The sequence below is a fragment of the Nocardioides sp. S-1144 genome (assembly GCF_005954645.2).
GTDB lineage: Bacteria > Actinomycetota > Actinomycetes > Propionibacteriales > Nocardioidaceae > Nocardioides > Nocardioides dongxiaopingii.
Genome location: NZ_CP040695.2, coordinates 1,513,326 through 1,527,091, shown reverse-complemented (window position 1 = coordinate 1,527,091; position 13,766 = coordinate 1,513,326). Strand labels below are relative to the sequence as shown.

At 72.2% G+C, this 13,766-nt stretch carries 13 protein-coding genes; 6 read left to right on the top strand and 7 right to left on the bottom strand.

Annotated features, from left to right (window positions below; genetic code table 11):
• Positions 1-4: 4 nt before the first annotated feature.
• Positions 5-1,408, bottom strand: a complete 1,404-nt coding sequence (locus FE634_RS07225; RefSeq protein ID WP_138875483.1) for a phospholipase D-like domain-containing protein — start codon at positions 1,406-1,408, stop codon at positions 5-7.
• Positions 1,409-1,515: 107 nt separating this feature from the next.
• Positions 1,516-2,016, bottom strand: coding sequence for a hypothetical protein (locus FE634_RS07220; RefSeq protein WP_138875482.1), 501 nt, complete (start codon positions 2,014-2,016; stop codon positions 1,516-1,518).
• 94 nt (positions 2,017-2,110) lie between these two features.
• On the opposite strand from FE634_RS07220, the gene FE634_RS07215 reads away from it, so the two are divergent.
• Genes FE634_RS07215 through FE634_RS07200 form a run of 4 tightly spaced genes read left to right on the top strand, consistent with a single transcriptional unit; the run spans position 2,111 to position 5,576 of the window.
• Positions 2,111-3,394, top strand: a complete 1,284-nt coding sequence (locus FE634_RS07215; protein ID WP_137294921.1) for a magnesium transporter MgtE N-terminal domain-containing protein — start codon at positions 2,111-2,113, stop codon at positions 3,392-3,394.
• Positions 3,387-4,055: a DUF1003 domain-containing protein gene (locus FE634_RS07210; protein WP_222847684.1), complete on the top strand. Its 669-nt coding sequence runs from the start codon at positions 3,387-3,389 to the stop codon at positions 4,053-4,055. Before FE634_RS07215 ends, FE634_RS07210 begins: the two co-directional genes overlap by 8 nt.
• Before the next feature lie 12 nt (positions 4,056-4,067).
• The gene (locus FE634_RS07205) at positions 4,068-5,231 is read left to right on the top strand and encodes an Mrp/NBP35 family ATP-binding protein (RefSeq protein ID WP_137294919.1); all 1,164 of its coding nucleotides are present in this window, start codon (positions 4,068-4,070) and stop codon (positions 5,229-5,231) included.
• Between the two features lie 9 nt (positions 5,232-5,240).
• Entirely contained in the window at positions 5,241-5,576 is a 336-nt protein-coding gene (locus FE634_RS07200) for a sec-independent translocase (protein WP_137294918.1), read from the top strand.
• 115 nt (positions 5,577-5,691) lie between these two features.
• On the opposite strand, the gene FE634_RS07195 is transcribed toward FE634_RS07200, so the two are convergent.
• The gene (locus FE634_RS07195) at positions 5,692-6,225 is read right to left on the bottom strand and encodes a hypothetical protein (protein ID WP_138875481.1); all 534 of its coding nucleotides are present in this window, start codon (positions 6,223-6,225) and stop codon (positions 5,692-5,694) included.
• Between the two features lie 97 nt (positions 6,226-6,322).
• Here FE634_RS07195 and FE634_RS07190 point away from each other — a divergent pair, with 97 nt between their 5' ends.
• Positions 6,323-6,943, top strand: coding sequence for a LysM peptidoglycan-binding domain-containing protein (locus FE634_RS07190; RefSeq protein ID WP_148240474.1), 621 nt, complete (start codon positions 6,323-6,325; stop codon positions 6,941-6,943).
• Between the two features lie 12 nt (positions 6,944-6,955).
• Positions 6,956-7,453 (top strand): Rv3235 family protein, encoded by a 498-nt coding sequence (locus FE634_RS07185; RefSeq protein ID WP_138875479.1) that lies wholly within the window; start codon positions 6,956-6,958, stop codon positions 7,451-7,453.
• 426 nt (positions 7,454-7,879) lie between these two features.
• On the opposite strand, the gene secA is transcribed toward FE634_RS07185, so the two are convergent.
• From secA to hpf, 4 genes are all read right to left on the bottom strand, one after another.
• On the bottom strand, positions 7,880-10,798 hold the full coding sequence (gene secA, locus FE634_RS07180) for a preprotein translocase subunit SecA (protein ID WP_222847683.1): 2,919 nt from the start codon (positions 10,796-10,798) through the stop codon (positions 7,880-7,882).
• 40 nt (positions 10,799-10,838) lie between these two features.
• Positions 10,839-12,041 (bottom strand): winged helix-turn-helix domain-containing protein, encoded by a 1,203-nt coding sequence (locus tag FE634_RS07175; RefSeq protein WP_262347611.1) that lies wholly within the window; start codon positions 12,039-12,041, stop codon positions 10,839-10,841.
• Positions 12,042-12,304: 263 nt separating this feature from the next.
• The gene (locus FE634_RS07170) at positions 12,305-12,997 is read right to left on the bottom strand and encodes a response regulator (protein ID WP_262347610.1); all 693 of its coding nucleotides are present in this window, start codon (positions 12,995-12,997) and stop codon (positions 12,305-12,307) included.
• 111 nt (positions 12,998-13,108) lie between these two features.
• On the bottom strand, positions 13,109-13,735 hold the full coding sequence (gene hpf, locus FE634_RS07165) for a ribosome hibernation-promoting factor, HPF/YfiA family (protein WP_137294914.1): 627 nt from the start codon (positions 13,733-13,735) through the stop codon (positions 13,109-13,111).
• Positions 13,736-13,766: the final 31 nt, after the last annotated feature.

Here is a 13,766-nt window from a genome sequence, read left to right as displayed (position 1 = left end):
GGCCCTAGTTCCCGGTCATGTTGGCGTACGGGTCGACGCCGGTGGTGCTGTACGGCGTCCCGTCCTCGTAGACGGCGTTCGGGCCGGAGCCGAAGACGAGGCGGTCGCCGGACGGCGGCGTGGTGGCGCCGCGGAAGCTCGGCATCGTCCGCGCGCTGGCGCTGCCGAAGCGGCCGTACCAGTACTGGATGTGGGACTCGTAGCGCAGGGTGTCGCGCTTGCTGCGGTAGACGCCGAGGTTCTCGTCGCTGACCGCCGACAGGCCGGACCAGTTGGCCGAGCCGTTCAGGACGGCGTAGGCGGAGGCGTCCTTGCCGAGCTTGCCGACGACCGACATCGCCTTGAGGTGGAAGTAGTTGTCGAACTCGCCGTCGTCGTCGACGTCCTGCACGAGGTGGCGCAGCGGCACCGGGCCGCGGGGGCCGGGGGCGCGCAGCATCCGGCCGACGTCGATGCCGAGCACCGTGTAGCCGATCTGGATGTCGCAGCCGTTGTTCCACAGGGCGCGGACCTTCTTGCCCAGGCGCATGCCGCGGTCCTGGCGGATCACGTCGGGGGCGATGCGGATCCGGGTCCGGCCCGACGCGGTGTTCTTCGCACCCGAGCAGCGCACCTGGTTGAGCAGCTGCATCACCGGGTCCTGGGAGGTGGCCATCGGGAACTGGATGAGGCGGAAGCCGCTCTCGAAGCGCTGCGACACGTAGGGCTTGGCGGCGCGGCGGTCCTTCGAGGACTCACGGAAGATCTTGGAGTAGAAGCGCCACACGTTCTTGCTCCGCGTGTGGGTGTAGATGTCGTTCCACTGGTTGTTGGTCGAGGCCAGCGTCAGGTTGGCCGAGCCCTGCATGACGACGCGCGGGACCTTGCCGGCCCGCGAGAACATGAAGAACTTCGAGTGCGACGAGCCGGTGCCGCCGCGGCACGAGCCCTTGCAGACGCGGGCCCAGCTGCGCACGCCGTCCTTGCGCTTCTTGTTGTTCTTGGCCAGCTCGGCCTTCAGCCGTCGGAAGGGCTGGTTGGGGATCTCGACGTTGTTGCGGTTGTCCATGAGCAGACGCACCCGGACACCACGGCCCTGGGCGCGCAGCAGCGCGTCGGTGCCCTCGCTGGTGAGGAAGTTCCAGGTGAAGAAGTTGATCTGCTCGCCCTTGGGCGTGGAGTCGATCGACCGGATGATCTTGCGGAAGATGGTGCGCCGCTCGGTCACGCCACCCACCGGGCTGTTGAACGTCGCGCCCGGGCGGGGGTTGAAGTTGTCCGGGGTGGGGGCACGGAAGGCGTCGGGCTCGGCGCCGGCGACGGCGCCGCGCCCGCCCTTCCCGGCGGGGTCGGGAGCGCTCGCGGACGTCGGGGAGGCGGGTACCGAGAGCGCCGCGACGGCAACGATCAGCGCGAGAAGTTTGGCCACAGCCGGGTCATCCCATCGGGTCGGGGTGTCGATCAGTGCCGGTCCGGGGCGGACGGGCACTGGTGGGAGATTGTGTGTCAAGTCCTCCCGATCGGAAAATTCCGGTGTCAGCCACGGCACCGGGCCACGGCGTCGCCGTAGTCGGGGTCCTGCGCCAGCGGACCGGAGGTCTCGGTGACGTCGCTGCCCGCCACGGCGTAGAACCGGTCGGCGTAGCGGACGATGCGCTGGCCCGAGGAGCAGCCGAGCCGGTCGGGCGCCACGAACGTCTCGCCCTCGGCGCAGCCGGCGTAGGTGCGCGGCAGGCTCGCGCCGTCGACCCAGACCTCGGCGCAGGCCGGCGTGCCCTCCGGCACGGGCGTCGTCGAGGGGGTCGGCTCACCGGTCTCGGACGGCGTCGCGGACCCGCCGGGCGCCTCGGGGTCGCTCGGGGGCTCGCTGGGGGTGTCGCCGGGCGTCTCGCTCGCGGAGGCGGACGGGGAGCCCGAGGTGGGCTCGCCCGCGTCGCCGTCGTCGTCGGAGCCGCACCCGGTCAGGGCCACGCCGGCGAGGAGGAGCGCGACGATCGCGGCGCCGGCGCGCGGGCGGAGGGTGGGGGTGAGCGCCATGGGAGGAGTCTAGGTGCCGTCCACGCCGATCGGCGTGACCTCGCTCGGACCGTCGCGTCGTCCGGACCGGCGTCCACGGGTAGCGTGCGACACCGTGAGCAGTCCCTCGCGCGTCTACGTCGCCCGTCTGGTGGGTCTGCCGATCTTCGACCCCCAGGGCGACCAGGTCGGCAAGGTGCGCGACCTCGTCGTCGCGATGCGCTCGGAGGCGAGCCAGCCCCGGGTCCTGGGCCTGGTCAGCGAGGTCTTCGGACGGCGCCGGATCTTCGTGCCGATGACCCGGGTCACCAACGTCGACGCCGGCCAGGTGTACACGACCGGCCTGCTGAACATGCGCCGCTTCGAGCAGCGCTCCACCGAGACGCTGGTCGTGGGCCAGCTCTTCGACCGGCAGGTGACGATCCCCGGCGGGCCGGGCGGGCCCGGCGGCGGCGGCACGATCACCGGCACCATCTACGACGTCGCGATGGAGCAGGGCCGCACCCGCGACTGGGTGCTCAGCCGGGTCGCCGTCCAGGAACCGGCCAAGGCGCTGCGCCGCCGCGGGCAGACCCACGTCGTCGAGTGGCGCGACGTCCACGGCCTGACCCGCCCCGGCGGTGACACGCAGGGGGCGACCGCCCTGCTGCACGCGCTGAACGAGATGCGCCCGGCCGACGCGGCCACGATGATCCACGACCTGCCGCCGGAGCGCCGCGCCGCCGTGGTCGCCGCCCTCGACGACGAGCGGCTGGCCGACGTCCTGGAGGAGATGCCCGAGGAGGACCAGGTCGAGATCCTGGAGCACCTCGACTCGGAGCGGGCCGCCGACGTCCTCGAGGAGATGTCGGCCGACGACGCCGCCGACCTCATCGCCGACCTCCCGCCGGAGACCGCCGAGATCCTGCTCGACCTGATGGAGCCCGAGGAGGCCGAGGACGTCCGCCGGCTGATGTCGTACGTCGAGAACACCGCCGGCGCGATGATGACGCCCGAGCCGGTGGTGCTCGGCACCGACGCCACCGTCGCCGACGCGCTGGCCCGGGTGCGCAACCCGGACCTCACCCCGGCCCTGGCCGCGCTGGTCTACGTGTGCCGGCCGCCGCTCGAGACGCCGACCGGCCGGCTCGTCGGGGTGGCCCACATCCAGCGGCTGCTGCGCGAGCCGCCCTCCACGCTGGTCGCCGGCGCGCTCGACGAGTCGATGGAGAACCTGCGCCCGGAGGCCACCATCGACCAGGTCGCCGCCCACCTCGCGACGTACAACCTGGTCTGCGCCCCCGTCGTCGACGAGAACGGCCACCTGCTCGGCGCGGTCACCGTCGACGACCTGCTCGACCACATGCTGCCAGCCAACTGGCGCGACCGCGCCCTGAGCGAGGGCGGACGTCGTGGCTGAGCGTCCCGAGCGCACCGACCGGACCGAGCGGCCCGAGCGTCGCGAGCGGCTCGACACCCCGCGCGACAACCGCCGCCAGCTCGTGCGCCGCCCGGCCTACGACTCCGACTCGTTCGGCGTCTTCGCCGAGCAGTTCGCGCGCTTCATGGGCACCGCGACCTTCCTGGCCTACATGACGCTCTTCGTCGTGCTGTGGGTCGGCTGGAACGCGCTGGCGCCCTCGGGCGCGCAGTGGGACGGCTACCCGTTCATCTTCCTGACCCTGATGCTCAGCCTGCAGGCGTCCTACGCCGCCCCGCTGATCCTGCTCGCGCAGAACCGTCAGGAGCAGCGCGACAAGGTCATCAACGAGCAGGACCGGCAGGCCAACGCCCGGGCGCACGCCGACATGGAGTTCCTCGCCCGCGAGGTCGCCTCGCTCAGGATGGCCGTCGGCGAGGTCGCCACCCGCGACTACGTGCGCTCCGAGCTGCGCTCGCTGCTCGCCGAGCTCGACGAGCGCACCACCGAGACCGCGCGGGCCGTGGTCGTGGAGTCCGCGCGGGAGTCCGCCCGGGAGTCCGCCCGTGAGTCCGCCCGGGAGTCCGCCCGTGAGGTCGGTGCCGGGCGTGGGCCGGGTCACGACGACGCCGCCGACCGTCCGGGACCACCCGGAACCTAGACTGTGAGCACCATGACTTCTTCCCTCCGCGAGCAGGTCGACGCCGCCCTGGCGACCGTGCAGGACCCCGAGATCAAGCGGCCCATCACCGAGCTCGGGATGGTCGACACCGTCGAGATCACCGAGAACGGTCTGGTGCGCCTCACCGTGCTCCTCACGGTGGCCGGCTGCCCCCTGAAGGACACCATCACCCGCGACGTCAACACCGCGCTCGGCCGGGTCGCGGGGGTCACCGACGTCGACCTCACGCTCGGCGTGATGACGACCGAGCAGCGCGCCGGCCTCAAGGAGGTCCTGCAGGGCGGCCAGGCCCAGCGGGAGATCCCGTTCTCCCAGCCCGGCAACCTCACCAAGGTCTTCGCGGTCGCCAGCGGCAAGGGTGGGGTCGGCAAGTCCTCGGTCACCGTCAACCTCGCGATCGCGATGGCCAAGCAGGGGCTGAAGGTGGGCGTCGTGGACGCCGACATCTACGGCCACTCGGTGCCGGCGATGCTCGGCGTGGCCGACTCGCGCCCCACCCAGGTCGACGACCTGATCATGCCGGTGCCGACGTCGTCCGGGGTGTCGGTGATCTCGATCGGGATGCTCAAGCCCCGCCGCGACCAGGTGGTCGCGTGGCGCGGCCCGATGCTCGACCGTGCCCTCGTGCAGATGCTGTCCGACGTGTACTGGGGCGACCTCGACGTGCTGCTCCTCGACCTGCCGCCGGGCACCGGCGACGTCGCCATCTCGCTGGGCCAGCACCTGCCGGGTGCCGAGGTCGTCGTCGTGACGACCCCCCAGGAGGCCGCGGCCGAGGTGGCCGAGCGGGCCGGCACGATGGCCTCGATGATGCACCAGCGCGTCGTCGGCGTCGTGGAGAACATGAGCCACCTGCCCTGCCCGCACTGCTCCGCGGAGGGCAAGGAGCACCGCCTGGAGATCTTCGGCTCGGGCGGTGGCGACCGGGTCGCGGCCACCCTGGGCCAGCGGTTCGGCTACGACGTGCCCGTGCTCGGCCGGATCCCGATCGACGTCTCCCTCCGCGAGGGCGGCGACGTCGGCAAGCCGATCGTCGACGCCGACCCGACCGCGCCGGCCGCGCTCGAGCTGACCGCGATCGCCGACCGGCTCTCGGGTCGCAGCCGCGGCCTGGCCGGCATGCAGCTGGGCCTCACCCCGAGCAACCGGTTCTGAGGGGCTGACGTGTTCGGGGTCGGCCTGCCGGAGCTGACGGTCCTCGCGCTCGTCGCCGTGTTCGTCTTCGGTCCCGACAAGCTCCCCGAGCTGGCCCGGCAGGCCGGCGCGCTCGCGCGCAAGGTCAAGACCCTGGCCAACTCCGCCCGCGACGACCTGCGCAGCGAGCTCGGCCCCGAGTACGCCGACCTCGAGCTGCGCGACCTCGACCCCCGCGCGATCGTGCGCAAGCACATCATCGAGGCGATGGAGGACGCCGGCGACGAGGCCACCAAGCCCCGCCGACGCTCGGCCCGGCCGCTGCTCCAGCACGAGGCTCCCCCCTTCGACACCGACGCGACCTGACGAGGGTCGCGCGAGCGGAGCGAGCGCGAACCCTCGTCGACGGTGGTCGAGCGAGCGGCGCGGCTGAGGAACGAAGCCGCGACCCGCGTGTCGAGACCTGGCCCACCGAGACCGGTCAGCGACTCTGCACCGCCACCAGGGCGGTGAAGGCCACCAGCGTCACGTGCGGCGGGTCGCCCTCGACGACCTCGACGAAGTCCTGACCGACCCGCCGCAGGACACCGTCGTGGCGGGCACCCCCGAGGCGGTGCAGGACGCAGCGCTCCCCCGCGTCGGCGAGCCGCCGCAGGGCGGAGCCCAGGCCGAGCCGCGCGAGCGGTGACCAGGCGACCTGGGGCACGGCGCGCTCGGAGGCGCCGTCCACGGCGGCCACGGCGGCGAGCGGGACCACCCAGTCGCCGGTCGGACCGGCGACCAGGCACCAGTCGTGGGCGACCCGGTCGAGGCGTCCGGCGACGGCGCCGAGCCCGGTGACGTGGAGGGTGACCTCCCGCTCGACGGAGGCCATCAGCCGAGCCGCCAGCGGCACCTGCTGGTACTCGGCCCGGGACCGGTCGGCCAGCTCCGGCGCGCGCTCGGCGTCGTACATCGCCTCGGCCTGCTGCTCGAGGTCGTCGAGCGCGCCGAAGAGATCGGCCTCCCACCCCATCGCCCGACCCTAGCCGGATCCTGTGGAGGACCGCTTGACGACGTGCGTCAACAGGCGTTGAGTGACGCAAACAGACGCAAACGCAGAGGTTCTCGGGATGATCACTTCGGTACTGCGCGGCGCGCTCGTGTGGGCGGGCACGGCGGCCCTCACGGCCGTGTCCGCCCGCTCGGCCGCGGGCGGAGTCACGCTCGACGCGCGTCTCGACGTCGTCCTGGTCGACCTCGCGACGGTGGCGCTCGCGCTCTGCGCCGGCTGGGCGTGGCTGGTCACCTCCGCCGTGCTGGCCCAGGCGCTCCGGGCCGGCGCGCACCCGGGCCCCCGGCGCCCGGTGCGGGGCGTGCCCACCTGGGCCGCCCGCGCGGTCCTGGTCGCGTGCGGGCTTGCCGTCCTGACAACCGCCCCCGGCCAGGGTGCCGACGGCTCCCACGGTCCGGCACCGGCGGCACCGCCGTCCCTCGACGGGCTGCCCCTCCCCGACCGCGCCACCGGACCCGCCCGGCCCCCGGCCTCCGCCACCCGGCCGGTCGTCGTCGGCCCGGGCGACACCCTGTGGGCGATCGCGCGCTCGCGCATCGACCCCGCGGCCGACGACGCCGCCGTCGCCCGCGCGACCGCCGAGCTCTACGCCGCCAACCGGGACGTCGTCGGGCCCGACCCCGACCTGATCCACCCCGGCCTGCACCTCCGGGCGCCCGAGCGGCGTCCGGACCACTGAGAGGAGACCACCGTGACACCGACCCGTCACCGCGCCAGCCCGTTCCACGACAACGTCGTGCCCCTGCGGCTGCCGGCGCCGCTCACCGCGGTGCAGGGCACGCTGGCCCTCGACCTGCAGCCGCGGCTCGACCCACCGGCCGTGGCCGGGCCGGACCTGCGCCGACGTCGCGACGTCGAGCGGTGGGCGCACCGCTTCGCCCAGGCCGCCGTCGAGATCGTCGGCGGCGACCGCCCGGCCAGCCAGCTCCTGCGCTGGACCAGCCGCGAGGTGCAGCAGGACCTCGAGCGCCGCGCGATGCTCGTGGCCCGCGCCGGCGGCCACAACCCCGGCGTCGCCCGGGTGCAGCCGGTGCGGCCCCGGGTGCGGTCGGTGCACAGCTGCTTCACCGCGCCCGACGTGGCCGAGGTCAGCGTGCACGTGCGCTACGGCCAGCGCTCGCGCGCGGTCGCCGCCCGGTTCGAACGGCGGGGCGGGCGGTGGCTCTGCACCGCCCTCGAGTTCGCGTGACGAGGCTGCCCGAGGGCAGGCGTGTCGATGATCGTCCAGCACGCGGCACGACCGAGGAACGAGGTCGTGGCTCGTGTGTCGAGACGCACGCGGCACGACCGAGGAACGAGGTCGTGGCTCGTGTGTCGAGACGCGCGGGGTCGACGGCTACCCGACCTGGGGGGACGGGTAGCCGTCGGCGTCGCGGGGTCTCGTCGGCGCTCGCTGGCGCTCGCTTGCTCAACCTCCGGGGCCGGTTTCGTCGGCGCTCGCTGGCGCTCGCTTGCTCAACCTCCGGCGCGATGGCTCGGTCTGTCGGCGTCACGGGGTTTCGTCGGCGCTGGCTGGCGCCTCGCTTGCTCAACCTCCGGCGAGGCTGGCTCAACCCCCGGGGACGACGACGGCCACCGGACCCAGGGGGTCAGGTGGCCGTCGGGGAGGTGCGGGTCAGCCGATGCGGGCGGTGATCCCGGTGGGGCCACCGGGGGCGCCGTGGCACTGCTTGAACTTCTTGCCCGAGCCGCAGGGGCACTTGGCGTTGCGGCCGATCCCGGCGTAGGGGTCGTCGCCGGCGGTGACGGGGTCACCGGACTCGACGACCTCGCCGTCCTCGTCGGGCGCCGACAGCTTCAGGTTCGAGGGCAGCGCCTGCTTCTCGAGACCCTTGGCCTTGACCTGCGGGGCGTTCTTGGTGAGCACCGGGGCCGCGGCGGGCTGGGCCTCGGAGGGCAGCTCGCGGCGCAGCGGCTCCTCGACCTCGTCCTCACCCTCGCCCTCGAGCAGGAGCTCGTCGCCCTCGTCGTCGTCCTCCTCGACCTGGACCTCGAGGTTGTACAGGAAGCCGACCGCCTCCTCCTTGATGCCGTCCATCATCGCGGCGAACATGTCGAAGCCCTCGCGCTGGTACTCCACGAGCGGGTCGCGCTGCGAGTAGGCCCGCAGGTAGATGCCCTCGCGCAGGTAGTCCATCTCGTAGAGGTGCTCGCGCCACTTGCGGTCGAGGACCGACAGCAGGACCCGGCGCTCGAGCTCGCGCATGACCTCGGCGCCGACCTCCTCCTCGCGGGCGTTGTAGGCGGCCTGGGCGTCGACCTGGAGCTTGGCGATCAGCTCCTCCTTGTCGAGGTCGCTCTGCTCGCCACCGGCCTCGGCGACCAGCGCCTCGCGGTCGAGGGAGACCGGCCAGAACTGCTTGAGGTCGGTCCACAGCTGCTCGAGGTCCCACTCCTCGGCGAACTCCTCGAGGGAGCCGCGGACGGTGCCCTCGACGACGTCGTCGACGAAGCTGCGGATCTGCTCCTCGATGTCGGCGCCCTCGAGCACCTCGCGGCGCTCGCTGTAGATGACCTTGCGCTGGCGGTCCATCACGTCGTCGTACTTGAGGACGTTCTTGCGGGACTCGAAGTTCTGCGACTCGACCTGGCCCTGGGCGTTGGCGATCGCGTTGGTGACCCGCTTGTTCTCGATCGGGACGTCGTCGGGGATCTTCAGCATCGTCAGGACGCGGTCGACCCACTCCGACTTGAACAGCCGCATCAGCTCGTCCTCGAGGGAGAGGTAGAACCGGGACTCACCCGGGTCGCCCTGGCGACCCGAACGACCACGCAGCTGGTTGTCGATGCGTCGCGACTCGTGCCGCTCGGTGCCGACGACGTAGAGGCCGCCGAGCTCGCGGACCTCGTCGTGCTCGGTGCTGACCTGGGCCTTGATCTCGTCGAGCATCCCGGGCCACGCGGCCTCGTACTCGTCGGCGGTCTCGCCGGTCGGCTCGAGGCCCCGCTTGCGCAGCTCGGCGTCGGCGAGGAACTCCACGGAGCCACCGAGCATGATGTCGGTACCACGACCGGCCATGTTGGTGGCGACGGTGACGGCGCCCTTGTGGCCGGCGAGGGCGACGATCTTCGCCTCGTCGGCGTGCACCTTGGCGTTCAGCACGCTGTGCGGGATGCCGAGGCCCTTGAGCTTGGTGGAGAGGTGCTCGGACTTCTCGACCGAGACGGTGCCGACCAGGACCGGCTGGCCCTTCTCGTGCCGCTCGGCGATGTCCTCGACGACGGCGTCGTACTTCGCCTCCTCGGTGCGGTAGACGAGGTCGGGCTGGTCCTGGCGCACCATCGGCCGGTTCGTGGGGATCGGGACGACGCCGAGGCCGTAGATCTTGTCGAACTCCGAGGCCTCGGTCATGGCCGTGCCGGTCATGCCCGAGAGCGTCTCGTAGAGACGGAAGTAGTTCTGGAGGGTGATCGTGGCGAGGGTCTGGTACTCCTCGCGGACGGTGACGCCCTCCTTGGCCTCGATGGCCTGGTGCAGGCCGTCGTTGTAGCGGCGACCGGCGAGCATGCGGCCGGTGTGCTCGTCGACGATGAGCACCTCGCCGTTCATGACGACGTACTCCTTGTCGTTGCGGAACAGCTCCTTGGCCTTGATCGCGTTGTTGAGGAACGAGATGAGCGGCGTGTTCACCGACTCGTACAGGTTCTCGATGCCGAGGTGGTCCTCGACCTTGGTGATGCCGGGCTCGAGGACCGAGATGGTGCGCTTCTTCTCGTCGACCTCGTAGTCCTCGTCGAGGGTGAGCTTGGCGACGATCTTGGAGAACTCGCCGTACCACTTCACCTCGTCCTGGGTCGGGCCGCTGATGATGAGCGGGGTCCGGGCCTCGTCGATGAGGATGGAGTCGACCTCGTCGACGACGGCGAAGGCGTGGCCGCGCTGGACGCACTCCTCGATCGAGCCCGCCATGTTGTCGCGCAGGTAGTCGAAGCCGAGCTCGTTGTTGGTGCCGTAGGTGATGTCGCAGTTGTAGGCCACGCGACGCTCGGCGGGACGCATCGACGGCAGGATCACGCCGACGGTCAGGCCGAGGAAGTGGTGGATCCGGCCCATCTGCTCGGACTGGAACTTGGCCAGGTAGTCGTTGACGGTGACGACGTGGACGCCGTTGCCGGCCAGCGCGTTGAGGTAGGACGGCAGGACGGCGACCAGGGTCTTGCCCTCACCGGTCTTCATCTCGGCGATGTTGCCGAGGTGCAGCGCGGCGCCGCCCATCACCTGGACGTCGAAGGGCCGCATGCCGGTGACCCGGCGCGAGGCCTCCCGCACGGTGGCGAAGGCCTCGGGCATGATCTGGTCGAGCGTGGCGCCGCCGGCCAGTCGTTCCTTGAGCTCGCCGGTCATGCCCTGGAGCTCGGCGTCGCTCATCTTCTTGAACTCGTCCTCGATGGCGTTGACCGCCTTGGCCACGGCCTCGAGCTGACGCAGGGTCTTGCCCTCGCCGATGCGGAGCAGCTTGTCGATGATCGCGGGCACGTCGGTGTACTCCTGGAGCTCGGGGGTGCGGCGTGCGTCGGCACGGCCGTCGACCATCCTAACGATCAGGACCAGCACGCGGTTCCGCGGTGCCGCGTCAGAGGTGGGCGAGCAGCTCGGGGGCGAGGTCTCCCCCGCCGTCGAGGACGACGTCGTCGAGGCCGAGCCAGCCGGCGATGCGGCGCAGCTCGGCGGCCAGCTCGGCGGCGGTGTCGTCGGGCGCGCCGTCCTCGGCGTGGGCGCTCCTGACCAGCAACCGCCCGGTGGCGCGGTCGGCCTTGAGGTCGACCCGCCCGACCAGCTCGTCGCGGAGCAGGAACGGCAGCACGTAGTAGCCGAAGACCCGCTTCTCGGCCGGGGTGTAGATCTCGATGCGGTAGTGGAAGTCGAAGAGCTGCTCGGTGCGCTCGCGCTCCCAGACCACCGGGTCGAAGGGGCTGAGCAGGGCGCGGGCACCGACCGCCCGCGGCCGGCGGGCGTCGCGGTGCAGGTAGGCCGGACGCCTCCAGCCCTCGATCGTCACCGGCTCGAGCTCACCGGTCTCGACCATGACCGCCACCGCACGGGCGGTGTCGGCGGTGCTCATCCGGTAGTAGTCGGCCAGGCAGCGCACGGTCGCGACACCGTGGGACAGCGCGGCGCGCCGCACCAGGGCGAGGTGCTGCTCCTCGGTCGTCAGGTCGGGGGCCGCGAGCACCGCGTCGGGCAGCACCCGCTCGGGCAGGTCGTGGAGCACCTCGAACTGCTGGTTGCGCCCGGCGATCGCGACGACCCCGGCCGAGCACAGGTAGTCGAGCACCCGCCGGGTGTTCGACCAGTTCCAGCCCCAGTGGTCCTTGCTGCGCGGCAGCCCGTCGTCGAGGTCGCGCGCGGTGCACGCGCCCCGGTCGGCGAGCTCGGCGAGCAGCCGGGCCTCGAGGGCGTCGTCCTCGGCGACGAAGGACCACTTGCCGCGGCGCGCGCGGTGGTGCTCGCGCCGGTGGGCCATCGCCGGCCACAGCTCGACGGGCATCAACGCCTGCACGTGCGCCCAGTACTCCACCAGGCGCCGGTCGCGGCGCCCGGTCGAGGCCCGCTCCAGCAGCGAGCGGTCGTAGGGGCCCATCCGCGAGTACAGCGGCATGAGGTGCGCCCGCGCCAGCACGTTGACCGAGTCGACCTGCAGCACCCCGGTGCGGGCCACGGTGCGCGCGAGCGTGCGCATCGTCGGCGGGTCGTGCGGCTTGTCGAGGAAGCCCTGCGCCCCCAGCGCGATCCGCCGCGCCTGCGCGCGCGAGAGCGACTGCGGTCGTGGGGTCACGCCACCGTTCTACCGGACACCGCCGACAACCCGTCGCCGCGACCTCCCCCGCCGCCCGGCCCGTCGGAGGCTGAGCAAGCGAGCGCCAGCGAGCGCCGACGAAGCCCCGGCCTTCCGCGCCACCCGCCGAAGCCAGCTCGCCCCCGGGCGGCGTGGCCTCGGTGGGCCCGAGATCTCGACACGCGGGTCGCGACCTCGTCCTCGGGCGCGCCGCTCGCTCGATCACCAGCAGCGGGTGCGCCCTCGTCCCTCGGGCGTCCCCGCTAGGGAAGCTCGAGCAGGTTCTCCCGGACGGCGTACATGACCGCCTCCATGCGCGAGTGCAGCTGGAGCTTCTCGAGCATGTTGCGCACGTGGTTCTTCACGGTGTTCTCGCTGATGAAGAGCCGCGCCGCGATCTCCTTGTTGCTGTGGCTCTGGGCCACGAGCCGCAGCACGTCGAGCTCGCGCTCGGTCAGGCGCAGCGCCGGGCCGGTCTCGCGCTCGGGGCGCGACATCTGCTTGAACTCGTCGATCAGCTTGATCGCCATCGACGGGCTGATCAGCGACTGGCCGTCGGCCACGACGCGGATCGCCTGGGCGACCTCCTCGATGGAGGAGTCCTTGAGCAGGTAGCCGGAGGCGCCGCTCTTGACCGCCTCGTAGAGGTCGGCCTCCTCGTCGGAGACGGTGAGCATGATGATCTTCGCGGTCGGGACCGACTCCTTGATCGCGCGGCACGCCTCGATGCCGGAGCGCTTGGGCATCCGCACGTCGAGCAGGACGACGTCGGGTGCGGCCGTCTCGGCCAGCTGCGTGCCCTCGACGCCGTCGCCGGCCTCGCCGACGACCTCGAGGCCGGGCTCGACGGCCAGGAGCATCGTGAGTCCCCGGCGGAACAGCTGCTGGTCGTCGACGACCAGGACCCGGATCGGCTCGCGATCGGGCACTGCTGCTGTCCCCACGACGTCGGCCACCCCCGGATCATCGCACGGGGGAGGTCGGGGCGTCAGCGCATCCCGCCGCGCGGCGACGCCGCCGGGACCCGGGGTCCGGCGGCCGGCCACCGGGCCGGCCGCCGGACGCGCTCAGGACTCGAGGTCGAGCGAGATGACGCCGTAGTCGTAGCCGCGCCGGCGGTAGACGACCGAGGGGCGCTCGCTCTCCTTGTCGACGAAGAGGTAGAAGTCGTGGCCGACCAGCTCCATCTCGTACATGGCCTGGTCGAGGGTCATCGGGGTCGCGGGGTGGGTCTTCTCCCGGACGACGAGGGGCCCGTCGCCGGTGACGTCGATCGGTCCGACCGAGCGGTCCTGGGCGTCGTCGGGCTCGGTGGCCTCAACGGTCTCGCCGAGGTCGGGGACGACGTCGGCGAGGGCCTGCCCGACCGAGACCGGGGCGCGACGGCCGCGGTGCACCCGGCGCCGGTCGGCGGCGCGGCGCATCTGCGAGGCCATCTTGTCCAGGGCCAGGTCGAGGGCGCCCATCTGGTGGTCGGCGGCCGCCTCGGCGCGGACCACGGGGCCCTTGGAGAACGCGGTGAGCTCGACGTGGATCGACTTGTCGTGCTGGCGGGGGTTGGGTTCGCAGTCGACCTCGACGTGGACCCGGATGATGCGGTGGTCGTGCTTCTCGAGCTTCTCGAGCTTCTCGGCGCAGTGCCCCCGAAAAGCGTCGGTGATCTCGCAGTGTCGACCGGTGACGACGACGTCCATGGTGAACCTCCCGCTAGCAGCTGGTTTCTCA